This is a genomic window from Flavobacterium glycines (genome assembly GCF_900100165.1).
GTDB lineage: Bacteria > Bacteroidota > Bacteroidia > Flavobacteriales > Flavobacteriaceae > Flavobacterium > Flavobacterium glycines.
In genome coordinates this window covers 120,837-145,532 of the sequence record NZ_FNEO01000007.1, presented here as the reverse complement: position 1 = coordinate 145,532, position 24,696 = coordinate 120,837, and the positions used below count along the sequence as shown (strand labels likewise).

Below are 24,696 nucleotides of genomic sequence, written 5' to 3'. Positions count from 1 at the left end.
ATTACCTAGTTGTTTTCTTCTTTTTCAATAATGGCTAAAGCCAGTCTGATTTTTTCGTAAGCTATTTTTTCTTCGAAATAATCAAAATAAGGTTTTAGAGCTGTTGGTTTTTCTAATTTAATTTGCGCTGCCGCTATTAAGTTAACTTCTTCTTCTGAAACAAATTGGTGTAAGTCAATTGCAGCTCCGTCTGAATATAATTTAGCTAAATGTGACATGATAGTTCCAGTGCCTAATTTTCTTTTAGCAGCAATTTCATCAATTGTCAAACCTTCCTGATACAAAGCTAGAGTTTCTTTATAAGTACTCGATTCTTTTTTAGTTTTAATCTTTTTATCTTTTTGAAAAGTAATAATAGCTTTGATAAAAGCATCACCGTATTTTTCCAATTTGGCTTTTCCAACACCGTCAATTATAATCAATTCTTCCTCACTCATCGGGCGGTTGATTTCCATTTGGCGTAAAGTTGCATCACTAAAAATAACATAGGCAGGTACTTCTTCTTCAGTTGCAATTTCGTAGCGCAATTTACGTAAGGTTTCAAAAAGAGAATTGTTAACTACTTTAGCTTTGTTGGTATTTTTATCACTTTTTTGTTCTGCGGGTTTTTGAACTGTTGAGAGTTGTACTTTTTCACCTTCAAATAAAACTTTCTTAGCTAACGAAGTAAGTCTGATTTTGTTTTGTTGATGGAAAGCAATTTCGCAATATCCCAGATTGATTAACTGAATCAGGTATTGATTCCAGTCGTGCCAGGAAGTTTCGATACCTACGCCATAGGTCTTTAAATTTTGGTATTCTTTTTCGTAAATGTATGCATTTTTAGAACCTCTTAAAAAATCAACAATTACATGTAATGGTTCGGATTCATTGAGACGAATAATAGCCGAAAGTGCTTTTTGAGCATGAATAGTCCCGTCAAAAAAGGCGGGAGGATTTTTGCAAATATCGCAATTGCCACAATTTTCGGTTACGATTTCTCCAAAATACGAAAGCAGTATTTTTCGGCGACAACTTAGTGCGTCAGCATATTGTTTCATTCGTTCGAGTTTGGCCAATTGTATTTCGGCATTTTGTCCCTGCGAAGCAAATTTTTGCAATTGAATCAAATCGCCATAACTTTCGAATAAAATAGTTTCTGAATTCAATCCGTCACGACCTGCGCGACCGATTTCCTGATAATAACCTTCGATGTTTTTAGGTAGATTATAATGAATTACCCAACGCACATTCGACTTGTCAATTCCCATTCCGAAAGCAATTGTGGCGCAAACCACCTGGCATTCATCATTTATAAATTCATCCTGTGTTTTAGAACGAAGTTCGGCATCTAAACCGGCATGATAGGCTTTGGCCGGAATTCCTGCTTTGTTAAGTTTTTCTGCAAGTTCTTCGGTGGTTTTTCGGCTCAGGCAATAAATAATACCAGAATCGTTAGGTTTTGATTCGATGAAATCAATAATTTGTTTGACTCTGTCTAAGGCTGGTCGAACTTCTAAACTAAGGTTTTTTCGATCAAAAGAAGCAATAAAAACAGCAGGATTTTTCAAATTCAATTGATTGCTAATATCCTGACGTGTAGCTTTATCGGCGGTGGCAGTTAAGGCTAAAATAGGAGTAGAAGGGAAGCGGTTTTTGAGATAACCTAAATTGGTATAAGCTGGTCTGAAGTCGTGTCCCCAGGACGAAATACAATGTGCTTCGTCAATAGCAATTAAGCTTATGTTGAGCAGGCTAAAAATATTGTCCAGATACGACAAGCTCTCGGGAGCTATGTAAATTAGCTTTACTTTATTATTTTTTAAATTATCAATATGCTTTTGTTGTTCAGCTTCTGTTTGTGTGCTGTTGATGTAGCAGGCAGCAATTCCGTTGGCTTTAAGGCTATCCACCTGATCTTTCATTAAGGCAATTAGTGGAGAAATTACAACGGTAATTCCGGGAAGTAATAAGGCAGGTAATTGAAAACAAATGGATTTTCCGCCACCGGTAGGCATAATGGCTAAGGTATCGTTGCCTTGTAATATGGTGTTTATAATTTCTTCCTGATTAGTTCTGAACTTTTCAAATCCAAAATTTTCTTTAAGTGTAGTGTGTAATATCTGAGAAGGAATCATTTTGAGGGATTGGCTAAAAATTAAAAAAGGAACTCTTTTTTTGAGTTCCTTTTTTTATGTTGGCTTTATGAATTAATCTTCATCTTCGTCGTCGTCGTCATCAGCGATGTCTTTATCATCACCATCTTCATCATCATCTTCGTCTAAATCAGGTTTGTCATTATCGTCGTCGTCATCGTCGTCATCAGCACTAATGTCGTCATCTAAATCTAAACCTTTGATAGGCGCCATTGGTTCTATAACAACGTCATCTAAATCGTCATCTTCATCAAAGTTCTCGATTCTATCCGCAAGTTTAGTACTCACTTTTACTAAGTAGATAGTATCCTCAGTGCGTACTTCAACAGCTTCTACTAATTCGTTTTTAGCATTTTTAAAACGAATGATATCTTCGTCGTCATATCCATCAGGAAATTTTTCAACTAACAAGTTTAAAATTTCGTTTGTTAATTTAGCATACTCAACTATAACTCTTCTCATAAAAATGGTATTATAAATCTAATAAATAAGCAAAAATTAATGGAGCTACAATGGTAGCATCTGATTCAATAATAAACTTAGGGGTTGTGATGTCTAATTTACCCCAAGTAATTTTTTCATTAGGAACTGCTCCTGAATAAGATCCGTAACTGGTTGTAGAATCTGAAATTTGGCAGAAATAACTCCAAAACGGTACATCATGCATTTCCATATCCTGATATAACATTGGTACAACACAAATAGGGAAGTCTCCTGCGATACCTCCACCAATTTGGAAGAATCCAATTCCGTTTTCACAATTTTTAGTATACCAGTCTGCTAAGAAAGTCATGTATTCAATACCTGATTTCATAGTTGAAGCCTTAAGTTCTCCTTTAATCACGTAAGAAGCAAAGATATTCCCCATGGTGCTATCTTCCCATCCAGGAACAATAATAGGTAAATTTTTCTCAGCAGCAGCATACATCCAGCTGTCTTTTAAGTCAATTTCGTAGTATTCTTCAAGCACTCCTGAAAGTAACATTTTGTACATGAATTCATGAGGGAAATAACGTTCTCCTTTATCATCGGCATCTTTCCAGATTTTGTAGATATGTTTTTGTAATCTACGGAAAGCTTCGTGTTCAGGAATACAAGTATCTGTTACACGGTTTAATCCTCTTTCTAATAAATCCCATTCTTCTTGCGGCGTTAAATCACGATAGTGAGGTACTCTTTCGTAGTGAGAGTGCGCTACTAAGTTCATGATATCTTCTTCAAGGTTAGCACCTGTACAAGAGATAATTTGAACTTTATCCTGACGAATAACTTCGGCGAAAATTTTTCCAATTTCGGCTGTACTCATTGCTCCTGCCATGCTCACTAACATTTTAGATCCTTTGGCTAGTTGCTCTTCGTAAGCTTTAGCTGCGTCAACTAATGCTGCTGAATTGAAGTGTAAATAATGTTTTTCAATAAATTGACTGATAGGTCCTTTACTCATTTTATGGGATTTAAATGTTTAGTAAATTTATCATTTTTAGAATCTAAACCGGTTCAAATATAATGAAATTATAAATCTACTAAAGCTTGTATTTGATTAATTATTTTTTATTTATAACCTAAAATTTTTAATACTTCTTCAGAGGTTTGTTGTTCTGAAAAAACTTCTGTTGCTAATATCCCATTTTCATCTCTATCGATTAGAATATGTTTGGGTTGTGGTATTAAACAGTGGTGTAAACCTCCATAACCTCCAATAGTCTCCTGGTAAGCACCTGTATTAAAAAATCCAATGTAAAGAGGCTTTTCTTTATTGTATTTAGGTAAATAAATAGCATTCATGTTTTGTTCCGAGTTGTAATAGTCATCACTATCACAAGTTAAACCTCCTAACAATACTCTTTCATAGGTATCGTTCCAACGGTTTACGGCTAACATGATAAAACGTTTGTTTATTGCCCAGGTATCAGGAAGTGTAGTAATGAATGAAGAATCAATCATATTCCACTTTTCTCTGTCGTTTTGTTGTTTTTGATAAAGAACCTGATAAATCGCACCACCGCTTTCACCAACAGTAAAAGATCCAAATTCAGTAAAGATATGAGGAACATCTACTTCGGCCTCATCACAGGCAATTTTAATCTGATTGATAATTTCGTCAATCATGTATTGGTAATCATACTCAAAAGCTAAGGAATTCTTGATAGGGAAACCACCACCAATATTTAATCCGTCAAGAGTAGGACACTCTTTTTTAAGAGCGATATATACTTTAATACATTTTACTAATTCGTTCCAATAGTAAGCTGTATCGTTAATTCCGGTATTGATAAAAAAGTGAAGCATTTTTAATTCAAGATTACTGTTTTCCTGAATTTGCTTTCTGTAAAAGTTAACGATGTTTTTGTAACCAATTCCTAATCTTGAAGTATAAAACTCAAATTTAGGCTCTTCTTCGGCAGCAATACGGATTCCAATTTTGAATTTCCCTTTGATTTCTGCCTGTAGTAAATCTAATTCTTCGTAATTATCAATAATTGGAATAGTGTTCTTATGTCCGTTATTGATTAATCTGGCAATATTAGTAATGTATTGATCTCTTTTAAAACCGTTACAAAGAATATAGGTGCTTTTGTTGATTTTGCCATTTTCTAAAAGATTCTCAACAATATTAATGTCAAATGCAGAAGATGTTTCAACGTGAATATTGTTTTTGAAAGCTTCATTCATGATGAACTCAAAATGAGAACTTTTAGTACAATAGCAGTAATAGTATTTTCCTTCATATTTATTTTTCTCCATAGCTCTACGAAACCAACTTTTGGCTTTGTTGATATTGTTGGAAATTTGAGGTAAATAGGTGAATTTTAACGGCGTACCGTATTTTTCCACCAATTTCATCAAATCAATATTATGGAAATAAAGGTTGTCTTTGTTTAAAGTAAACTCTTCTTGAGGAAAATAGTATGTTTGATTGATTAGATCAGAATATTTAGTATTCATTTTTTTTAGGAATTTGTGTTTTTATAGTTTTAAGAAGTTATTCAACTATAATTCAAACCCTAATATTGGCATAAATAATCTGCAATTTTTCGTTTTCTATTGTTAAGTATTGAAAAATATCAAAATTAAATCGACTAATAACTAAATTAAAACGTTTCAATATTCTTTGAAAAGAAGTATTGTTTACGTCTTGATTTGAGCTGTGATTTCTTTGTTTTTGATGCTTTTTCATTGCGGCAAATGTAAAAAATAAAATATAAGTGATGCAATCCTTTTTTATAAAAAAAATAGTTAAGATTTGTAATCTTCAAAGGCTTCAAGAATCAATTCATTCTCAACTTCTTGGTTGATTTTTATCTTCCCGATTCCTTCAATTAATGCAAACTGAATACTTCCATATTCATTTTTTTTGTCATGGATTAACAGCTCCATGATAGGCTCAATATCTTCTTCTTCAAAAATTACATCATCATAGATGGATTTCAACACGCTCTTAATTTGGATATATTCTTCTTTAGAAATAAGTCCTTTTTTCCATGAAATGAAACTTTCCAAAATCATTCCCACTGCAATAGCCTCGCCGTGAAGTAAGGTAGTTTTAGATTCGCTTTCAAGAAAATAACCTTCTATAGCGTGTCCTAAGGTGTGACCAAAGTTCAGCGCTTTTCTAATGTTTTTCTCAGTAGGATCCTGTTTTACAATTTCGTTCTTGATTTCAACTGATCTGTAAATCAATTGATCAAGAGCGTCAAAATCAATAGTGGAAATATCAAGGAATTCCTCCCAGTATTTTTTATCGTAGATTAAGCCGTGTTTCAGCATTTCGGCAAGACCGGAACGCATTTCGTTTTGAGGAACTGTTTCTAAATATTGTGTATCGATAAGTACCATACTTGGCACATTGATAACACCAATCTGATTTTTTAAATTTCCTAAATCCACTCCGTTTTTCCCTCCTACAGAAGCATCTACCATTGAAAGTAAAGTAGTAGGGATGTGGATAAAGTCAACACCGCGTTTAAACGTAGATGCCACAAAACCTCCTAAGTCAGTAACAACACCGCCACCTAAATTAAGAACCAAACTCTTTCTGTCTCCGCCAAGTTCCGTAAGTACTTTCCAGATTTCAACACAGGTTTCGATGTTTTTATTTTCTTCACCTGCTTCAAATTCTATAATTTCAACATTTAAATCGGTTTCGATAGCCGGCAATAATTTTGGTAAACAAAATTCATTAGTGTTGCTATCTACAATAATAAAGATGTTAGAATATTTATTGTTGCTTATGTGAAGATTTAAAGCTTCGGTTGCAGTTTCGTTAAAATAGATAGGGTAATTATTGGCTTGAATTGTTTGCATTGTCATTAATTAATTTGAATTGCAAAATAAGGTAATTTCTAGTAATTAATATCCATAACTCTGGCTATATTTGTTTTAAATAGCAAAAAAAATGAAAAAGATATTCGATAATACCCAAATTGCTTTTGCTTTAAAAAGTAACAGTCAATTGAATACTTCTTATTTTCTTTTCAAGATGATGAGTTTTAAACCGTTGGTGAAAATTGGAACTGCTATTATTCCGTTTGCTTTAAAAATAAAGCTTCCGGTAGAAAATTTAATTCGAAAAACCATCTTTAATCAATTTTGCGGAGGCATAAATGAAGAAGATTGTCTTAAAGTAGTTGATATTCTTGAAACTAAAGCCGTTTCGGCGGTTTTGGATTATGCAGTTGAAGGAAAGGTTGCGGAGAGTGAGTTTGATAACGCGCTCCAAAAAATGTTACGAATAATTGAATTTGATAAAGAACGTCAGGCAATTCCTTTTAGTGTTTTTAAACCAACGAGTTTTGGTCGTCTTGATTTGTATGAAAAAATAGGGAATCATGAAAATTTAACCGATGCTGAGCAGCAGGAATGGCAAAGGGTAGAGGCACGTTTTGATAAGGTTTGTCAGGAAGCAAATCAAAAAAATGTTTCCATTTTAATTGATGCCGAGGAAAGTTGGATGCAAACTGCCGCCGATGATTTGATTTTTAAAATGATGCGCAAATACAATACTGAAAAAGCTATCGTTTTTAATACACTTCAAATGTATCGTTGGGATAGAATAGATTATTTAAAAGAAATCCATCAATTTGCTAAAAATGAAGGTTTTTACGTTGGGATAAAATTAGTTCGCGGGGCTTATATGGAAAAAGAAAAGGAACGGGCAGAAGAAAAAAATTATCCGTCGCCTATTTGTGCCAGTAAGCAAGAAACCGATGAAAATTACAATTTGGCGTTGCAATATATTACAAACAATTTGGATGTTCTTTCTCTTTTTGCTGGTACTCATAATGAGGAAAGTGCTTATTATTTGATGGAATTAATGCAGCAAAAAAATATTGCTGTCAATGATTCGCGAATTTGGTTTGCACAATTATATGGAATGAGCGATACGATGAGTTTTAATTTGGCCGCCAATGGTTATAATATTGCTAAATATTTGCCTTTTGGCCCTGTAAAAGAAGTGATTCCTTATTTAATCCGTCGAGCTCAGGAAAACACCGCTGTAGCCGGACAAACGAGTCGCGAACTGGAAATGATAATTAAAGAACGTCAGCGAAGAAAAAATGCCTGATTATTCTAAAAATTTTACTTTCAATTCCGGGGTTGGAATCATACAGAATTCTTTTTTGCCATACCATTTGTAGCGGTTTTTAGCGATATAATCGTAAATGGAATCCCGAATTCCTTTTGGGAAAATTTTAAAAATACTCAGAAAAATATAAAGCGAATTAAATTCAGCGGCAATTTTCAGGGCAGCATCTGATTTTAAATAATAAGCGGTTCCGGGTTCATAAAGAATAATACTATCCGTTGTTTTTTGGTCTACGCCAATATAACTGCAAATTTCCTTCCCTAAATTAGATTGCAGCGCTAGAAAGCGAAAAACATCTTTTTTATCTCTTTCAATTATAAATTGTACTGCTGAATTGCACAAATTGCAAACACCATCAAAGAGGATTATTTTTTTGTTTTTAGGAAAGTTTTGCATTTGAATAAGTCATTGCAAGTTCCGATAGCTATTGGAACGAAGCAATCGCATTTTTGTTTTTACGTACTGATTTGCTTATCCTAGTGAGATTGCTTCGTTCCTCGCAATGATACCGAACACTGATTACTACAAATTATTTCTTCACCGCTTCGACTAAATCCAATTCATCCAAACTTACCTTAGAAGTAAATAAACCATAATTAACCGTTGCTTTGTTTTTCTCAATGGCATCAATGCTTCCCACGGCTTTTCCGTCCAGCATTCGCACGCGGTCGCCTACTTTTAGAATTGGTTTTGGCTTTTCAACCACAGGTTTTAGTTTTTTTTCTTTTTTCTCTTTTCTGATTTCTTCAACCTGAACCTGAACTTCTTCTATAATTTCTTTTTTCTTGGCAATTATCGCTTTAGTTTCTTTTGGAGTGGCTTTTTTACGTTTCGAATTTTCGATTTCTACAATTTTCAAAAACTCACCAATCAATTCTTTTTTGTTTTTGTTGTTGAAATATTTCTCGGCAATATCTTCTATTTTCTGACCAATGTAAATCGTTTTTTGATTGCTGTCGTACAATTCCTGATAGCTTTCCAGTTTTTGTTTTATTTTGGTATTGATAGATTCCATTTTTTTGCTCTCTTCACGAGCCCGGGTTTCTTCTTCTTTTAAATTCAAAGAGGTTTTCTCCAGCTTGGAGCGCTCTTTTTGTAAGTTGGCAATGGTTTTATCAAAACGAACTTTTCCAACCTCGATTTTCTTTTTCGCGCGATTGATTAAGCCAAAAGGAATTCCGTTTTTCTGGGCTACTTCAAAAGTAAACGAACTTCCGGCTTGTCCCAACACCAATTTATACATGGGCTCCAAAGATTTTTCGTCAAAAAGCATATTTGCATTGGTAGCAAAAGGCAATTCATTAGCCAGAATTTTCAAATTGGCATAATGTGTCGTGATAATTCCAAAGGCTTCCCGATGATAGAATTCTTCGAGGAAAATTTCGGCAAGAGCTCCTCCCAATTCCGGATCAGAACCTGTACCAAATTCGTCAATCAAAAACATGGTTTTACTGTTGCACTTTTTCAAAAAGTAGTTCATGTTTTTTAATCGGTAACTATAGGTACTCAGATGATTTTCAATAGATTGATTGTCTCCAATATCTGTCAATATTCTGTCGAATAAAAAGGTCTCTGAGCGTTCGTGAACAGGAATTAACATTCCCGATTGCAGCATTAATTGCAGTAAACCAACGGTTTTTAACGAAATGGTTTTTCCTCCTGCATTAGGTCCGGAAATAACGATAATTCGGTTTTCCTGTTGTAATTCGATAGTTTGCGGATAAGTGATTTCCTTTTTTTGTTTATTATTCAAATACAAAATAGGATGAAAAGCATCCCTGAAATACAAACGACGTTCTTCGGTTATATTTGGTAAGATTCCGTTGATTCTGTTGGCATATTTTGCTTTGGCTGCAATTACGTCAATATCACTTAAAAAATCCTGATATTCTTTCAACAAAGGTAAAAATGGACGAATCGCATTCGATAATTGCTTTAAAATACGGGTGATTTCTTCTTTTTCTTCGTATTCTAAATTACTTAATTCCCTGGAATATTTCAGTGTCATTTCAGGTTCGATGTAAGCAATGCTTCCTGTTTTCGAACTTCCTAAAATAGTTCCTCTTACTTTTCTTCGGTGCATCGCCAATACGGCTAAAACACGACGATTTTGCACAAAACTTTCTTTAATATCGTCTAAATATCCTAAGCCGTTGTATTGCTGCAACGCAATTCCGAAACTCTGATTAACCTTGCCGCGAACCAAATTCATATTTCTGCGAATATCCGACAGAGCAGGAGAGGCGTTATCCTTGATTTCACCATACTTATCTACAACCACATCAATCTGAGTCACAATTTCTTTAGTCAGTTCCACTCTGGAAGCTCTGGCATTGATATTAGGGTAATAATCATCAAATTTTTTAAGGAATTGCAACATCACATTAACTGTTGAAGAAAGGGAGGCAATTTTTCTAAAACTGCCTACTTCCAGAAAACTATCTTCAATAGCCAGAAATTTTATTTCATACGTTATCGCATCAAATCCGTGATTAGGAATCGCATTATTATTCTGGAAAGAAGAAACATACTCAGAGGTTTGCATCAAAGCCTGCATCAGGCCTTCCTTGTCTCTGAAAGGAGTAATTTTGAGTGCTTTTTCTTTTCCAATTTCAGTATTACATATCTCTGAAATGGTTTCGAGAATGGTTGGAAACTGAAGATCTTGTAATGTTTTTTCGGTGATGGATATCATTCTTAAATATAAGTTGCAAAGGAGCAAAGTTACAAAGTTTAGTAGTTAAAATAGATGTAATTGTAGTGTAGTTTGCTGAAAACTTTACGAAATTTGCCCAAAATGATGCAAATGAATATCAATCTTAACCCCGAATGGCAAGCAATTTTATCTGATGAAATACAAAAGCCTTATTTTAATGTTTTAATGACAGAGGTAGAAAAAGAATACCAATCTGATATTTGTTATCCACCTAAAGATTTAATTTTTTCGGCTTTTAATTTTTGTGATTTTTCCAATCTGAAAGTGGTAATCATAGGTCAGGATCCATATCATGGAGAAGGAGAAGCCAATGGTTTGTGTTTTTCGGTTAATGATGGTGTTAAAATTCCGCCTTCATTGCGTAATATTTACAGAGAAATTAATGATGATTTGGATAATTTGCTGATGCCGGCTTCGGGAAATTTAGAGCATTGGGCAGAGCAAGGGGTTTTGTTGTTAAATACTTCACTTAGTGTTAGAAAAGACAAACCTAACAGTCATAAACATTTAAAATGGAACCTTTTTACGGATGCAGTCATTCAAAAAATATCCGATGAAAAAGAGGCAGTTGTCTTTTTACTTTGGGGGTCTTTTGCACAAAAAAAAGGAAGTAAAATTGACAGAAATAAACATTTAGTTCTCGAATCCGGACATCCGTCTCCCATGAGCGCTAATCAGGGAAAATGGTTTGGAAATAAACATTTTTCTCAGACTAATGCCTATTTAAAAGCGAATAAAAAAACTGAGATTGATTGGGTTTTGTAGCTAATTGAATTTTAAACTATGAAAAACAGCTTGCATTTGTTCTTTTAGGGTTTGCTGGTCATCTGCTAAATAAAAATAATAGGCATCTGCAGCATCATCTTTATGAATGGCTATTATCATGCAATATTTGTAATCCTGTCCAAATTCTTTTCTTGGTTCCACCATAGTCATTGCACCCCAATCGGCATTAAATTCAGCTTTAATCGCTTCTGGGGAAAAGTAGAAGTTCTGGGTAATTTGTCCATAATGCCAGAAACATTCATAGTAATAGCTAAAAAAGAAGCCTGATAGGACTTATTAGGACTTAAATTTACTTCACCAGTTTTTTTGTTTTTTTCTTTTTCATAAAACGCAGTCATTCTATCTCCAAGTGGACGTATTGCAAATCTAACTTCAAAATTCTTTTCAATATGTTTGATGGCATATTCATAATTCATATGATTGTTAGGAATAATTGTTGTCTCTTTAAAATCTTTTGGCATTGAGAAAGACATCTTAGTCTTTTGTAATGTCTCCTGAAAACCTGAAGTAGTTTTTTCTGTTGTGAAAGAGGTTAAAGCAATTAAAAGGAGTCCGATTACAACTGTTAAAATTTTGTTCATGTAGAAGTTTTTAAATTAAAAATCCTTTTTCAATCTATTATTATTTCAAATACAAACAAATTTCTTACAGAAATATATTTGTAGTTTCTTATTTGTTAATTAATACCATTTGTTTTTCGGATAAATTCCAAAATTATAATGATTTATTCGACATCAGATATATTAGCAGAGAGATAACTTATCGGATAAAAAAAGCCATTCAAATTTCTTTTTACGAAATTTAAATGGCTTATATGGTAAAAGAATAAAATTACTTCTTAATAATATTTTCTAAAGTAGCTTTGTTTTCTTCGTTTTTTACGGTTAAAATGATTTCGACATTTTGGGCTGTTTTTCCCTCAATAACATACAATTTGTTTTTTTTTCCAAATTCAGTATCGCTTTTATCAAAGTCAACATCGCCAAATTCTAAAGTTTTTCGAATATCAGCAGTATCGACCCATTTTTCATTTAAAACCTGAGTAGCTTTTGCAGAATATTCAAAAGGTTTGTTTCTAATATCATTCAAAACACGGGCATTTGGGAAATAATTACATCGAGTATCTTTTCCACTAAAAACAAGGGCTACAAAAAAGCAGCCTATTACTAAACCTACCAGATAGTAAGCAAAACGTTGTACAAATTTCATGAATTATTTTTTTGGCAAAGGTAGTTGAAAGTTTACTTAAAAAACAATTAAATTAATGTCGTTGTTAGGTAAATCAAACCATTCTCCAATAGCTCTGTTGGTTAGGATTCCGTGGTAGGTATAAACCCCGTTTTTCAAGCCTTTATCACAGCGAATGGCACTTTCAAGTCCACCATCTTCAGCAATTTTTAATAAATAAGGAGTAATAATATTGCTTATTGAAAGCGAAGCGGTCTTAGAATAGCGGGAAGGAATATTGGGAACACAATAATGAAGAATATTGCTCTTTATGAAGGTTGGTTTTTCGTGTGTAGTAACTTCGGATGTTTCAAAACAACCTCCCATATCGATACTGACATCAACAATAACAGCACCTTTTTTCATGTGTTCCACCATTGTTTCGGTAACGACAATTGGGCAGCGTTCTAAACCGCGAATGGCACCAATGGCAACATCACAACGTCTTAGGGCTTTCATCAGCGCTTTAGGTTGAATCGTTGATGTGAAAATACGCTCACTCAAACTATTCTGAAGGCGTCTTAATTTGGTAATCGAATTATCAAAAACTTTTACATTAGCTCCTAATCCAATGGCTGCTCTTGCTGCAAATTCCCCGGCAGTTCCTGCTCCCAGGATAACCACTTCAGTAGGAGGGACTCCGGTAATATTTCCAAAAAGTAGTCCTCTTCCGTTTGCATTGGCAATCATTAATTCGGAGGCAATTAATATAGAAGCTGTTCCGGCAATTTCACTTAAGGATTTTACAACCGGATAGGTATCATCGACATCTTTAAGATATTCAAAAGCCAAAGCTGTAATTTTCTTCTTTGTTAAAGCTTCAAAATATTCTTTTTTCTTGGTTTTTAATTGAATTGCCGAAAGTAGAATCGTTTGATTATTCATCATGTTGATTTCGGCAATTGTAGGTGGCTCGACTTTTAAAATCATCGGACAGCCAAAAACTTTTTGAGTGTCTTTAGTTACTTCCGCACCTGCTTCAGAATACTCTTTGTCCGAATAACTGGCACTTTCTCCTGCTCCCGATTCAATCATCACGCGATGTCCATGACACACTAACGAACTCACTGCATCAGGTGTTAAGCAGATACGACGTTCCTGATAGCTGGTCTCTTTTGGAATACCAATAAATAGGTCACCTTTTTTTTTGGCTACTTCCAGCTTCTCTTCCTGAGGTAATAACTGTTGTTTTGTAAATGGAGTTATTGATATTGACATCGTTTTTGGTACAATTAAAAGGTAAAATTACACAAAAAGATTAAAAAAATAAGTTTTATAATCTGATAAAAACGCAAATGATTTTATTAATTAACATAAAGTTAGATTTTTAATACTTTTGTTGTTTTTTCTTAAGAAGTATTTTCGGAGAAACACAAAAGAAAACAATTTAAAATACTGATATTCAGTAGTTATAATTATTTGTTTTCATTGAATTAATTTAGTTTTAAAAGTCTTTTTCCATCCGGAAGTGCTTCAATATTTATGGTGGAATGTGTTTCAGGAATAAGATTAGCAATATTTTCCGCCCATTCGATAAAACACCAATTTCCGGAATACAAATAATCATCTACTCCCATGTCGAGTGCTTCAGTTTCTTTTTTTAAACGATAAAAATCAAAATGATAAACAGTCTGATTGTCTGTAGTTTCATATTCGTTAACTAAAGAAAAAGTAGGACTGCTGGTAGCTTCATTTACCCCAAGAGTTTTGCACAATTGTTTGATAAATGTAGTTTTTCCGGCTCCCATTTCACCATTAAAAAGGATTACTTTGTTAGGCTTAGCCGCTACAATCAATTCGGCAACATTGCTTATTTCGTTTAATGAAAAAGTGATTTCCATAATTCTAGTGTTCCGTTTTTGGTGTTCAGTATTCAGTTCTTTTGATGACTGAATACTGAACACTGAAAACTATTTTATTTTGGATTAAATATCAGGCAGGGTACAATCATTTCTTCAAGCGAAATTCCACCATGCTGATACGTATTTTTATAATAACTCACATAATGATTGTAGTTGTTAACGTAAGCTAAAAACAAATCATTTTTTGCAAAAATAAAAGAACTGCTCATATTTATTGCCGGCAAGCCAATTTTTTTTGGGTCTTTTACCGCATAAACATCTTTGTTTTCATAAGTTAGACTGCGGCCGGTTTTGTAACGCAAATTCAAACTGGTATTTTTATCACCAACCACTTTTGAAGGGTTTTTTACGTTGATAGTTCCGTGGTCCGTTGTTAAGACTAATTTGAAACCCAGTTTTTGTGCCTGTTGGATAATTTCCAATAATGGTGAATTTTTAAACCAACTTAAAGTTAAGGAACGATAAGCTTTGTCATCAGGAGCAAGTTCTTTTACAACATCCATTTCGGTTTTGGCGTGCGAAAGCATATCGACAAAATTATAGACTACCGCAACCAAATCGTTGTCTTTTAAAGCTCTAAAATTATCCAGAAGTTTTTTGCCCGAAGCCATATTGGTAATTTTGAAATAATCCGATTTGATATTCAGATTTAAACGCTTCAATTGGGCTGCCAAAAATTCGGCTTCAAATAAATTTTTTCCGCCTTCGTCGGGATCATTTTTCCATAAGTCCGGATGTTTTTTTTCCATCTCAACAGGTAATAAACCTGAGAAAATAGCATTTCGGGCGTATTGGGTAGCCGTTGGTAAAATAGAATAATAAGGTACCTCTTTTTCCAGTTTATAATAATCGGCTACTACATTTTCAAAGGCTTTCCATTGATCGTAACGCAAATTGTCAATCACGATAAATAAAACCGGTCTTTCTTTTTTCTTCAATTCAGGAACTACTAATTCCTTAAATAATGTATGCGATTGAATAGGAGTGTCTGCTTTAGGTAAAAACCAGTCTTCGTAATTACGTTCGATGAATTTTCCAAACTGTGAATTAGCTTCTACTTTTTGGGATTCCAGAATTTCAATCATAGCCGGGTCATTGATGTCTTCCAATTGTAATTCCCAGAATAATAGTTTTTTATACAATTCTATCCAGTCTTCGTAGCTGTTGACCATACCCATTTCCATGGCTATTTTTCGAAATTCCTTTTGGTAATCCAAAGTGGTTTTTTGCGAAATCAATTTAGAATTATCCAGATTCTTTTTTAAACTCAGCAAAATCTGATTTGGATTCACGGGCTTAATCAGGTAATCGGCAATCTTAGCGCCAATGGCTTCCTCCATAATGTATTCTTCTTCGCTTTTGGTAATCATAATCATCGGGATAGCACTTTTTTTCTCTTTCATCTCCGAAAGGGTTTCCAGTCCGCTCATTCCGGGCATGTTTTCGTCAAGGAAAACAATGTCAAAATTTTCGTTATCAAATATCTCGATGGCATCAAGACCATTGTTGCAAGTAGTGACTTCGTAATTTTTTTTCTCTAAGAAAAGAATGTGTGGTTTTAGATAATCAATTTCGTCGTCAACCCAAAGTATTTTTATTTTATCCATGTTTTATCTGTTCTAATAGTTATTCCTGAACGTAAAAAACGCAAGTACATTGTGCAAATTACAGATTTTATATAGTTCAACTTCCTAATATTATGATAAAATTTCTTTCTAATATCCTTTCCTGATAGTAGTAATATTTTTTCTGAAATTATGGTAACTAATATTTTCGAAAGAATTGATTTGTATTGATTGAAGTGAATCTAACAAATTAATTAAGAAATTTAATCTTTTTTGAATTTTTATATTAGCATATTTATCTTACATTTGAAGATATTGAAATTAATACAATTGTAAAAAATGAATATAGAAGTATCTAAAAATTTTAGAAAAAGGACAATTAAAGCGATTGCTTCAATCGTTTTATTTATGATTGTTTACGTAATCTTAATTGCTTTTGCTGTAGGCTTAACTGTATTATGTGCTTTAGGGGGATTTTTTATGATTAAAAATCATCCGTCCTTTTTTACATTAATGTTTGGACTTGGATTAGCAAGTTTAGGATTTTATATTTTGGCATTTTTATTCAAATTTCTATTCAAAAAACACACTATAGATCTTAGTCATTTAGTAGAAATTAAGGAAGAAAACGAACCTAAATTATTTGAGTTTATAACAGAGATAGTAAATGAAGTGGGTACAAATTTTCCTAAAAAGATTTATCTGTCAGCTGATGTAAATGCAAGTGTGTTTTATGATTCCAATTTTTGGAGTTTATTTTTCCCTGTAAAAAAGAATCTTAATATAGGATTAGGATTAGTTAATACCATAACCAAACAGGAATTAAAAGCTATTTTGGCACATGAGTTCGGACATTTTTCTCAAAAAAGCATGAAAGTTGGAAGTTATGTGTATTATGTAAACCAAATTATTTTTAATATGTTATATGAGAATGATTCATTCGATAAAACAATACAAAAATGGGGCAATTCAAATAATTATTTCTCTATATTTTTGATTATATCTGTAAAAATAATTGAAGCAATTCAATGGATATTAAAAAAAATGTATGGGTTAATTAATATCAATTATTTGGCACTTTCCCGAGAAATGGAATTTCATGCTGATGAAGTTGCGGCTAATGTAGCAGGAATTCATCCATTACAGGAATCTTTGTTAAGAATGGATTTAGTGGATTCTGCGTACAATTCTGTTCTTAGTTTTTACAGCGATAAAATCAGTCAAAACATAAAACCGAGGAATGTTTATAAAGAACAATTGTTTTTATTGGATTTTTTTGCAAAAGACAGTCAAATAGAATGCAAAAATGGATTACCTTTAGTTAGTGAATTAGATGCAAATAAGTTTAATAAATCCAAACTTAATATTGAAAATCAATGGGCTTCACATCCATCCACTCAGGATAGAAATGCGAAACTTAATAAACTTAATATTCATAAGGAAATAACAGAAAACCAAATGGCGAATACTGTTTTCCAAGACATTGAGAAGATTCAGGAAAAGCTCACTGCAAAATTATTTTCCAGTATTGAAAATATAGAAACCTTTGGTTATTTATCATTAGAAGATTTTAAATCAGAATATCAGGAACAATTTGAAAAGAATACGTTCAATTCTATTTATAACGGGTATTATGATAATAAAAATCCTAATTATTTTGAAATAAATACTTTAGATAAAAATTCTGATGTAAGTTTTTTTGATGCTCTTTTCAGCAAAGAAAAAATTGATATGGTTTATGAGTTTATTGCATTAGAAAATGATAAAATGGTTATTGAAAATATTGCAAACAAACAAATAAGTATTAAAAGCTTTGATTATGATGGACATAAATTTAAAGCTAAAGATGCTTTGGAATTGTTGCCCAAAATTGAGAAAGAAATAAATAATTTGAGAAATAAAATCACAGAGAATGACATTTCAATCTTTTTATTTTTTAATAATCTGGCTAAAAAAGATTACAGGGATGGTTCTTTAATATTGAAATACAAAGCTTTTTTCAATTATGATTCTGAATATGAAAAAAGAGCTGCTTATTATAATGATTTAATAAATGCCACCGATTTTTTATCGGTAGTTACTCCGATAGAAGTAATCAAATCAAAATTGAAAAATGTTTACGCTCTGGAAGTAAACATCAAAAAAGAGATTCAAGATATGCTTTCAAATGAATTATTTAAAAAAGAATTAACAGCTGATATTCGAGAAAGTTTTGAATTGTATTTGAAAGAGAGTTGGCTGTATTTTTCTAACAGTAAATATATTGAGGAGGAGTTAAACATCTTTTATAAAGCAATTAATAATTATATGTTTATCATTTCAAGAGGGTATTTTCTATTAAAAAAAGAATTACTGGATTTTCAAAGTGAATTATTGACAACAGCTAATCTTCCTATTGTCGAAAAAACAAATGACTATCAATTATAAAATTATTTTTAAAACTCTTTTTATTTAATTAAGATGAAACCTAGAATAATAGCCCTCGAAGAAAAAAAGCTGGTAGGTTGTAAGCAAAACATGAATTATGCGGCTTACAATCCGGTTCCGTTGTGGCAAAGTTTTATGCCGATAAAAACGGAAATTACAAATACCATTGGTTCTGATTTGTTTTCGGTACAACAATTTCCAATAGATTTTTGGACTCATTTTAATCCTGAAACGGTTTTTGAAAAATGGGCAGCTGTTGAAGTAAGTGCTTTTGAAAACATTCCTTCAAATATGCATACTCTGATAATTCCGGGAGGTTGGTATGCGGTTTTTGACTACAAAGGAGATGGTAGTAATGCTCCCGCTTTTTTTGAAGCCATTTTTAGTGATTGGATTCCCAATTCGGCTTATGTGGTGGATAACCGACCTCATTTTGAAATTTTGGGTTCTAAATACAAAAAAGGAGATCCCAATTCGGAAGAAGAAGTCTGGATTCCTGTTCGGTTGAAATAATATTTTTAGAACACAGATTTAGCAAATTTTAAGAAATTAGTTTAATGTTAAGTTTGTGTTCTAAATTATAAAGCCAACGTTTAATTCTTAATTTAGCATTCTTTTAGTCTAATTTTTTTTAAATGAATGAAAAACAAAATTTAAAAGAACTTGCGCAACTTTTTCTAAAATTAGGAATTATTGGTTTTGGTGGTCCGGCGGTACATATTGCCATGATGCAAAACGAGGTGGTTGTTAAACGAAAATGGCTTGACGAGCAGCATTTTCTTGATTTGTTAGGAGCAACTCATTTAATTCCGGGGCCTAACAGCACCGAATTGGCAATTCATATTGGTCATGAAAGAGCAGGAGTAAAGGGCTTAGTCGTGGCGGGACTTTGTTTTATTTTACCTGCGGTTTTTATTACCGGATTTTTCGCCTGGCTCTATAAAGAATACGGCCAATTACCCGAAATGCAACCTTTTTTATACGGGATTAAACCTGCTATTATTGCTATTATTTTGGGTGCTATTTTTCCATTGGCAAAAAAATCATTTAAAACCATTCTGCTTGGAATAATTGGTGCAATAGTTCTGATGCTGTCATTATTGAACTTTAACGAAATTGCCTTGCTTTTTGGGGCTGGTTTTCTATCCTTATTTTGGTTTTTTATAAAGAATAAAAATACTGTTCATCGTAATTTTATTCCTATTGGTATTTTGTCTGTTCCTAAGACAATTTTAGTGACTAGTAATTGGAATTTATTTTTGATTTTTCTTAAAATAGGTTCTATTCTCTACGGAAGCGGTTATGTGTTATTTGCTTTTTTGGATGCCGAATTAGTTTCTAAAGGATTACTTAGCAGAACAGAATTGATTGACGCCATTGCTGTAGGACAATTTACTCCCGGACCCGTTTTTTCATCTGTGACTTTTGTGGGTTATCAAATCAATGGAATATCGGGAGCTATGGTTTCGACCTTAGCCGTCTTTTTACCTTCTTTTATATTTGTTGCTTTGTTGAATCCTTTGGTAAAAAAACTACGAAATTCGAAATCTTTTTCGGTGTTTTTGGATGCTGTCAATGTGGCTTCGGTAGCTATAATTATTTCGATTTGCATTCAAATGGCAAAGGATACAATCACGGATTGGCGTACCATTGTGATTGCAATAGTAGGGATTTTTATAGCTTTTAGTTTCAAAAAAATCAATTCAGCATTTATTGTTGTTGGCGGTGCTTTTTTAGGATATTTATTGGCTTTGATTTAAAAAAAGAAGCCACTAAGAAAACTTAATGACTTCTGATAAAATAACTAATTTTATAATAAAGACTTATTGCCATCCTCCGCCAAGGGCTTTGTACAATTGAATTATAGCTTTGTATTGTTGGAATTTATTATCAACTAAATTCAGTTTAGCATTCAGAGCATCGTTTTTTGAAGTTAAAACTTCGAGGTAATTTGCAAGACCGTAAGTCAGCAATTCATCAGAGAAACTGGCTGCTTTTGTTAATGCTTCGGCTTGTTTTTTACGAATATTAATTTTGTTAGTTTCATTATTGTATTGTGCCAATGCATCCGAAACTTCTTTTCCAGCCCTTAAAAGTGATTGTTCAAACTGCAAATAGGCTTTTTCCTGATTGGCTTTTGCAATTTCGTACTTGGTTTTCAACTGTCTCTGATTAAAAATAGGTTGTGTTAAACCGCTTACTATATTGGCAAAAATGGAATTAGCACTAAACCATTCTTTTAATGTTATACTTTGTAATCCACCGGTGGCAGTTACCGTAAAACTTGGGTAAAAACTACTTTTGGCAACATTAGTTAATTCAAAATTGGAAATCAAATTGTACTCGGCAGCTATCACATCCGGACGGTTTCTTAACAATTGAGCAGGAACTCCCAGTGTAATAGCAGGCTGCAATTTTTGAGATTCAAAAGTGCTGCGTGTTATCTGAGCTGAAGGCTCTCCTAAAAGAGTACTTAAAGTATTTTCAAGAATGATTACCGAATTTTTTAAATCGGCAATAATTAATTCAGTGGCATATTTTTGAGCTTCAGTTTGTTTAACTCCCACTTCAGTTACATTTCCTGATTTTTTAAGTTGAATAATTGTTTCAACACTTTTGTTTCGGTTAATCAGCGTTTCTTCTGCTACTTTAATTTGTTCATCTACTGCCAACAATTGATAATAAGTAGATGCAATATTAGCAATCAGTTCTGTTTTAATAGCCTGATTGGCTGCTGTAGTTTGTAAAAAAGCAGCATTGGCAGCACGTTTATTACTTCTGATTTTTCCCCAAATATCAGCTTCCCATGAAAGATTACCGCTAATTTGATATTGATCGGTGTCTAATTTTCTTAAAAACGAACCTGTTTGACTATTTTTAGAAGTTTTGATGTGCGTCCAGTTAGTCGCTACTGAAAAATTTGGAAAATAGCCTGCTTTTCCCTGTTTCATTGTTGCTTCAGCTGCTGCAAGATTTTGCATGGCAATTCTAATATCTAAATTGTTTTGCAATCCTTTTTTGATGTGACTTTGTAAAATGGGGTCAGTAAATATTTTTTCCCAACTCACATTCGCTAAAGAATTTGTATCTACAGCAGTAGTTTCATTACGATACAAATGATCCGTTTTTAAGTCAGGTCTTTTGTAATCTTTAGCAACAAAACAGGATTGAAATACTATGACTGTTGTTGCTAATAAGGCAATTTTATATGTTTTATTTTTCATTTTCTTATTCTAAAGATTCAACATCAGATTCATCAATAGTTGTTGGTAGTGGCTTTGTAGAAATTTTTTCCTGTAAATTTTGGAAAACAATAAACAGAACTGGAATTACAAATACTCCTAAAACAGTACCGATTAACATTCCTCCAATTGCTCCGGTTCCGATAGCTTTATTTCCTATAGCTCCGGCTCCTCTTGCCAGCATTAATGGCATTAAACCTAAAATAAAGGCAAAAGAGGTCATTAAAATTGGTCTTAAACGTGCTACTGCACCCTGAATGGCAGCTTGAGAAATACTCAATCCTTTTCGTCTGGAATCGGCAGCAAACTCAACAATCAAAATGGCATTCTTGGCTAATAATCCAATAAGCATGATTAAAGTAATTTGCATATAAATATTATTACTTACATTAAAGAAAAATGCAAAAATAAAGGCGCCTGACAAACCTATAGGTAATGATAACAATACGGCAAAGGGTAATACGTAACTTTCATATTGAGCAGACAATAAGAAATAAACAAATACTAAACACAATAAGAAAATAAACAAGGTTTGTCCACCTGCATTAATTTCCTCACGAGTCATTCCTGAAAATTCATATCCATAACCCAAAGGCAATTTTTGACTGGCTACTTCCTGAACGGCTTTAATAGCATCACCGGAACTATATCCTTCGTTTGGAGCACCGGTAATCTTAACCGATGTAAATAAATTGAAACGATCGATTGCCTGAGGCCCGAATACCTTTTCTAATTTTACAAACTGTGAAATAGGAGCCATTTGACCAGAATTATTTCGAACCAAAACTTTGTTCAACGATTCAGGGTCTCTTCTAAATTCGGGTTCAGATTGATAAACAACACGGTATTGTTTCCCAAATTTATTAAAGTTAGAAGCATAAACTCCTCCATAATAACCTTGCATAGTTCCCAACACATCGGTTACTGTTAATCCGGATTTTTTAATTGCCGGCACATTCAAATCAATTCGATATTGTGGGTAATTTGGAGAAAAAGGTGTAGCGGCAAATTTAATTTCAGGACGACTATTTAAAGCAGCTAAGAAATCGGTATTTACTTTACTTAAATCTTGAATTGTTCCTCCTTTTTGATCCTGTAATTGCATTTCGAATCCATTAGAATAACCAAAACCGGATAAGGTAGGGCGCGCAAAAAATAAAATTTTGGCATCTTTAACACTAGCAGCGCGCTTAAATAATTCCTGAACAACAGCTGTAATTTCCTGATTTGCTTCTTTACGTTCTGCCCAGGGTTTCAATTTTAAAATTACCATTCCATAGTTACTACCGGAACCACTGATGATACTTCTACCAGAAATACGCAATATCTCTTTGATTTCCGGCATATCTTTTACTTTGTTTTCTACCTGTAATAATACTTCTTCAGTTTTCTTTAATGAAGTTCCCGGTGCTAACTGAATATCAGAAAAGATTGCTCCGGTATCTTCACTTGGAACAAAAGCTTTTGGTGTCGTGTTTAATAACAAAACAAATACACCCGCAAAAACGGCAATTCCTAAGAAAGCTAACCATTTACGTTTCACTAAAAACTCTACCGCTTTTTTGTATTTATTAGTGGTGGTTTCAAAACCGGCATTAAATGCAGTGTAAAAACGTTCAAAAAATCCTTTTTCTTTATTTGGATCATGTTCTTTTAAAAAGATAGCACATAAAGCTGGTGACAGGGTAAGGGCGTTAATTGCAGAAAGTACAATAGAAATCGCTAATGTTAAACCAAACTGTTTGTAGAAAACTCCAGATGAACCACTAATAAAAGATACAGGAATAAATACCGCCGACATAACCAATGTAATGGAAATAATAGCTCCACTAATATCTCCCATGGCACTATGGGCTGCTTTTTTTGGATCGTGTTCTCCTGCTTCCATTTTAGCATGTACGGCTTCAACAACAACAATGGCGTCATCTACTACAATTCCTACCGCTAATACTAGCGCAAATAAAGTTAATAAGTTAATCGTAAAGCCAAATAAACTCAAGAAAAAGAAAGTCCCTATAATAGCTACAGGTACTGAAATAGCAGGAATAAGAGTGGATCTCCAATCTTGTAAAAAGACAAAAACAACTATAAATACTAAAATAAAAGCTTCTATTAAAGTATGGATAACTTTTGAAATAGATTCGTCAAGGAAATCATTAGCATTAATTAATGTGGTGTATTTAACACCCTTGGGGAAATTTATTGCTGCTTTATCCAATTCTTTTAAAGAATTTTCAATTACCTCTTGTGCGTTAGAACCTGCTGTTTGTGCTATCGCAATACCCACTGACTGATTTGCATTTGTAAGTGTACTACTGGCATAATTTACAGCTCCTAATTCAATTCGGGCGATGTCTTTAAGTTTAAGAACTTCCCCGTTAGGAGTGGAACGAACTACAATATCTTCAAATTCTTTGGTGTTTTGTAAACGACCTTTGTATTTTAATACATATTGAAAAGATTGATTCCCTCTTTCACCTAATTGTCCTGGAGCAGCTTCAATATTCTGTTCTGCTAACAGTGCAGTAATATCAGAAGGAACTAAACCATAAGCCCCCATGATATCTGGTTTTAACCAAATACGCATAGAATAATCTCTTTGTCCAAAAATGGTTGCATCACCTACACCGGCAACCCTTTTGATTTTAGGTAAGATATTGATGTTAGCATAATTTTGAAGAAAAGTCATGTCGTAATTTGGATTCTCACTGTATAAAGAAAAAATCAAAATGTTATCACTTTGTCTTTTGGATGTTGTTACACCGGCTCTTGTTACTTCCTGTGGCAAAAGAGGAGTGGCACGAGACACACGGTTTTGAACGTTTACGGCAGCCAAATCAGGATTAGTTCCTAATTTGAAATATATATTTATAGAAGCTGAACCATCATTGTTTGAAGTAGAAGTCATGTAAGTCATGTCTTCCACACCATTGATTTGTTCTTCTAAAGGTATAACCACTGAGTTCATTACAACTTCGGCACTGGCACCTTGATAATTTGCAGAAACGGTAACAGTAGGAGGGGCTATTTCCGGGTATTGTGAAACAGGAAGCGAGATTAACCCTAAAATTCCCAGTATAACGATAATAATAGAAATCACCGTTGACAATACAGGTCTGTCAATGAATTTTGAAAACATAATGTGTTAT

At 33.2% G+C, this 24,696-nt stretch carries 20 protein-coding genes; 5 read left to right on the top strand and 15 right to left on the bottom strand.

Features of this window, described 5'->3' with window-relative positions; genetic code table 11:
* Positions 1-5: 5 nt before the first annotated feature.
* The 5 genes from recQ to aroB all read right to left on the bottom strand — a co-directional run bounded on the left by recQ (position 6) and on the right by aroB (position 6,440).
* A complete protein-coding gene (recQ, locus tag BLR17_RS14210; protein ID WP_066326136.1) occupies positions 6-2,117 on the bottom strand; it encodes a DNA helicase RecQ in 2,112 nt (703 codons plus the stop codon).
* A 72-nt stretch (positions 2,118-2,189) separates the two neighbouring features.
* Positions 2,190-2,597, bottom strand: a complete 408-nt coding sequence (locus BLR17_RS14205; protein ID WP_066326135.1) for a DNA primase — start codon at positions 2,595-2,597, stop codon at positions 2,190-2,192.
* 10 nt (positions 2,598-2,607) lie between these two features.
* Positions 2,608-3,579 carry a deoxyhypusine synthase family protein gene (locus BLR17_RS14200; RefSeq protein ID WP_066326134.1) on the bottom strand — a complete coding sequence of 324 codons (972 nt, stop codon included), beginning with the start codon at positions 3,577-3,579 and terminating at the stop codon, positions 2,608-2,610.
* A 107-nt stretch (positions 3,580-3,686) separates the two neighbouring features.
* A complete protein-coding gene (locus BLR17_RS14195) occupies positions 3,687-5,081 on the bottom strand; it encodes a type III PLP-dependent enzyme domain-containing protein (protein ID WP_066326133.1) in 1,395 nt (464 codons plus the stop codon).
* Positions 5,082-5,372: 291 nt separating this feature from the next.
* On the bottom strand, positions 5,373-6,440 hold the full coding sequence (aroB, locus tag BLR17_RS14185; RefSeq protein WP_066326127.1) for a 3-dehydroquinate synthase: 1,068 nt from the start codon (positions 6,438-6,440) through the stop codon (positions 5,373-5,375).
* A gap of 91 nt (positions 6,441-6,531) precedes the next feature.
* On the opposite strand from aroB, the gene BLR17_RS14180 reads away from it, so the two are divergent.
* Positions 6,532-7,701, top strand: coding sequence for a proline dehydrogenase family protein (locus BLR17_RS14180; protein ID WP_066326126.1), 1,170 nt, complete (start codon positions 6,532-6,534; stop codon positions 7,699-7,701).
* On the opposite strand, the gene BLR17_RS14175 is transcribed toward BLR17_RS14180, so the two are convergent.
* Together BLR17_RS14175 and BLR17_RS14170 are read right to left on the bottom strand one after the other, a co-directional pair.
* Positions 7,702-8,118, bottom strand: coding sequence for a thiol-disulfide oxidoreductase DCC family protein (locus BLR17_RS14175; protein ID WP_066326125.1), 417 nt, complete (start codon positions 8,116-8,118; stop codon positions 7,702-7,704).
* Positions 8,119-8,251: 133 nt separating this feature from the next.
* Complete coding sequence (locus BLR17_RS14170) at positions 8,252-10,417, bottom strand: endonuclease MutS2 (RefSeq protein ID WP_066326124.1); 2,166 nt, start codon at positions 10,415-10,417, stop codon at positions 8,252-8,254.
* A 111-nt stretch (positions 10,418-10,528) separates the two neighbouring features.
* Here BLR17_RS14170 and ung point away from each other — a divergent pair, with 111 nt between their 5' ends.
* Positions 10,529-11,203 (top strand): uracil-DNA glycosylase, encoded by a 675-nt coding sequence (gene ung, locus BLR17_RS14165; protein WP_066326545.1) that lies wholly within the window; start codon positions 10,529-10,531, stop codon positions 11,201-11,203.
* Here the strand turns inward: ung and BLR17_RS16510 are convergent, their stop codons facing one another.
* The 6 genes from BLR17_RS16510 to porX form a co-directional block, all read right to left on the bottom strand.
* Positions 11,204-11,368, bottom strand: coding sequence for a hypothetical protein (locus BLR17_RS16510; RefSeq protein WP_169817148.1), 165 nt, complete (start codon positions 11,366-11,368; stop codon positions 11,204-11,206).
* Positions 11,369-11,370: 2 nt separating this feature from the next.
* Positions 11,371-11,805 (bottom strand): hypothetical protein, encoded by a 435-nt coding sequence (locus BLR17_RS14160; RefSeq protein WP_066326123.1) that lies wholly within the window; start codon positions 11,803-11,805, stop codon positions 11,371-11,373.
* Between the two features lie 250 nt (positions 11,806-12,055).
* The gene (locus BLR17_RS14155; RefSeq protein WP_066326122.1) at positions 12,056-12,433 is read right to left on the bottom strand and encodes a DUF4258 domain-containing protein; all 378 of its coding nucleotides are present in this window, start codon (positions 12,431-12,433) and stop codon (positions 12,056-12,058) included.
* A 36-nt stretch (positions 12,434-12,469) separates the two neighbouring features.
* Entirely contained in the window at positions 12,470-13,669 is a 1,200-nt protein-coding gene (locus BLR17_RS14150; RefSeq protein ID WP_066326120.1) for an alanine dehydrogenase, read from the bottom strand.
* Between the two features lie 215 nt (positions 13,670-13,884).
* Entirely contained in the window at positions 13,885-14,292 is a 408-nt protein-coding gene (tsaE, locus tag BLR17_RS14145) for a tRNA (adenosine(37)-N6)-threonylcarbamoyltransferase complex ATPase subunit type 1 TsaE (RefSeq protein WP_066326542.1), read from the bottom strand.
* A 74-nt stretch (positions 14,293-14,366) separates the two neighbouring features.
* The gene (gene porX, locus BLR17_RS14140; protein WP_066326119.1) at positions 14,367-15,920 is read right to left on the bottom strand and encodes a T9SS response regulator signal transducer PorX; all 1,554 of its coding nucleotides are present in this window, start codon (positions 15,918-15,920) and stop codon (positions 14,367-14,369) included.
* Between the two features lie 297 nt (positions 15,921-16,217).
* On the opposite strand from porX, the gene BLR17_RS14135 reads away from it, so the two are divergent.
* From BLR17_RS14135 to chrA, 3 genes are all read left to right on the top strand, one after another.
* Positions 16,218-18,305: a M48 family metallopeptidase gene (locus BLR17_RS14135; protein ID WP_066326117.1), complete on the top strand. Its 2,088-nt coding sequence runs from the start codon at positions 16,218-16,220 to the stop codon at positions 18,303-18,305.
* A 33-nt stretch (positions 18,306-18,338) separates the two neighbouring features.
* Positions 18,339-18,818, top strand: coding sequence for a GyrI-like domain-containing protein (locus BLR17_RS14130; RefSeq protein ID WP_066326115.1), 480 nt, complete (start codon positions 18,339-18,341; stop codon positions 18,816-18,818).
* A 122-nt stretch (positions 18,819-18,940) separates the two neighbouring features.
* Positions 18,941-20,065, top strand: coding sequence for a chromate efflux transporter (chrA, locus tag BLR17_RS14125; RefSeq protein WP_066326113.1), 1,125 nt, complete (start codon positions 18,941-18,943; stop codon positions 20,063-20,065).
* 63 nt (positions 20,066-20,128) lie between these two features.
* On the opposite strand, the gene BLR17_RS14120 is transcribed toward chrA, so the two are convergent.
* Positions 20,129-21,529, bottom strand: coding sequence for an efflux transporter outer membrane subunit (locus tag BLR17_RS14120; RefSeq protein WP_066326111.1), 1,401 nt, complete (start codon positions 21,527-21,529; stop codon positions 20,129-20,131).
* Positions 21,530-21,533: 4 nt separating this feature from the next.
* On the bottom strand, positions 21,534-24,686 hold the full coding sequence (locus BLR17_RS14115) for an efflux RND transporter permease subunit (RefSeq protein WP_066326110.1): 3,153 nt from the start codon (positions 24,684-24,686) through the stop codon (positions 21,534-21,536).
* Positions 24,687-24,696: the final 10 nt, after the last annotated feature.

Excerpts from the sequence above, each read along its gene's own strand:
- recQ (WP_066326136.1), bottom strand. The coding sequence starts at position 2,117 with ATGATTCCTTCTCAGATATTACACACTACACTTAAAGAAAATTTTGGA.
- BLR17_RS14205 (WP_066326135.1), bottom strand. The coding sequence starts at position 2,597 with ATGAGAAGAGTTATAGTTGAGTATGCTAAATTAACAAACGAAATTTTA.
- BLR17_RS14200 (WP_066326134.1), bottom strand. The coding sequence starts at position 3,579 with ATGAGTAAAGGACCTATCAGTCAATTTATTGAAAAACATTATTTACAC.
- BLR17_RS14195 (WP_066326133.1), bottom strand. The coding sequence starts at position 5,081 with ATGAATACTAAATATTCTGATCTAATCAATCAAACATACTATTTTCCT.
- aroB (WP_066326127.1), bottom strand. The coding sequence starts at position 6,440 with ATGCAAACAATTCAAGCCAATAATTACCCTATCTATTTTAACGAAACT.
- BLR17_RS14180 (WP_066326126.1), top strand. The coding sequence starts at position 6,532 with ATGAAAAAGATATTCGATAATACCCAAATTGCTTTTGCTTTAAAAAGT.
- BLR17_RS14175 (WP_066326125.1), bottom strand. The coding sequence starts at position 8,118 with ATGCAAAACTTTCCTAAAAACAAAAAAATAATCCTCTTTGATGGTGTT.
- BLR17_RS14170 (WP_066326124.1), bottom strand. The coding sequence starts at position 10,417 with ATGATATCCATCACCGAAAAAACATTACAAGATCTTCAGTTTCCAACC.
- ung (WP_066326545.1), top strand. The coding sequence starts at position 10,529 with ATGAATATCAATCTTAACCCCGAATGGCAAGCAATTTTATCTGATGAA.
- BLR17_RS16510 (WP_169817148.1), bottom strand. The coding sequence starts at position 11,368 with ATGGTGGAACCAAGAAAAGAATTTGGACAGGATTACAAATATTGCATG.
- BLR17_RS14160 (WP_066326123.1), bottom strand. The coding sequence starts at position 11,805 with ATGAACAAAATTTTAACAGTTGTAATCGGACTCCTTTTAATTGCTTTA.
- BLR17_RS14155 (WP_066326122.1), bottom strand. The coding sequence starts at position 12,433 with ATGAAATTTGTACAACGTTTTGCTTACTATCTGGTAGGTTTAGTAATA.
- BLR17_RS14150 (WP_066326120.1), bottom strand. The coding sequence starts at position 13,669 with ATGTCAATATCAATAACTCCATTTACAAAACAACAGTTATTACCTCAG.
- tsaE (WP_066326542.1), bottom strand. The coding sequence starts at position 14,292 with ATGGAAATCACTTTTTCATTAAACGAAATAAGCAATGTTGCCGAATTG.
- porX (WP_066326119.1), bottom strand. The coding sequence starts at position 15,920 with ATGGATAAAATAAAAATACTTTGGGTTGACGACGAAATTGATTATCTA.
- BLR17_RS14135 (WP_066326117.1), top strand. The coding sequence starts at position 16,218 with ATGAATATAGAAGTATCTAAAAATTTTAGAAAAAGGACAATTAAAGCG.
- BLR17_RS14130 (WP_066326115.1), top strand. The coding sequence starts at position 18,339 with ATGAAACCTAGAATAATAGCCCTCGAAGAAAAAAAGCTGGTAGGTTGT.
- chrA (WP_066326113.1), top strand. The coding sequence starts at position 18,941 with ATGAATGAAAAACAAAATTTAAAAGAACTTGCGCAACTTTTTCTAAAA.
- BLR17_RS14120 (WP_066326111.1), bottom strand. The coding sequence starts at position 21,529 with ATGAAAAATAAAACATATAAAATTGCCTTATTAGCAACAACAGTCATA.
- BLR17_RS14115 (WP_066326110.1), bottom strand. The coding sequence starts at position 24,686 with ATGTTTTCAAAATTCATTGACAGACCTGTATTGTCAACGGTGATTTCT.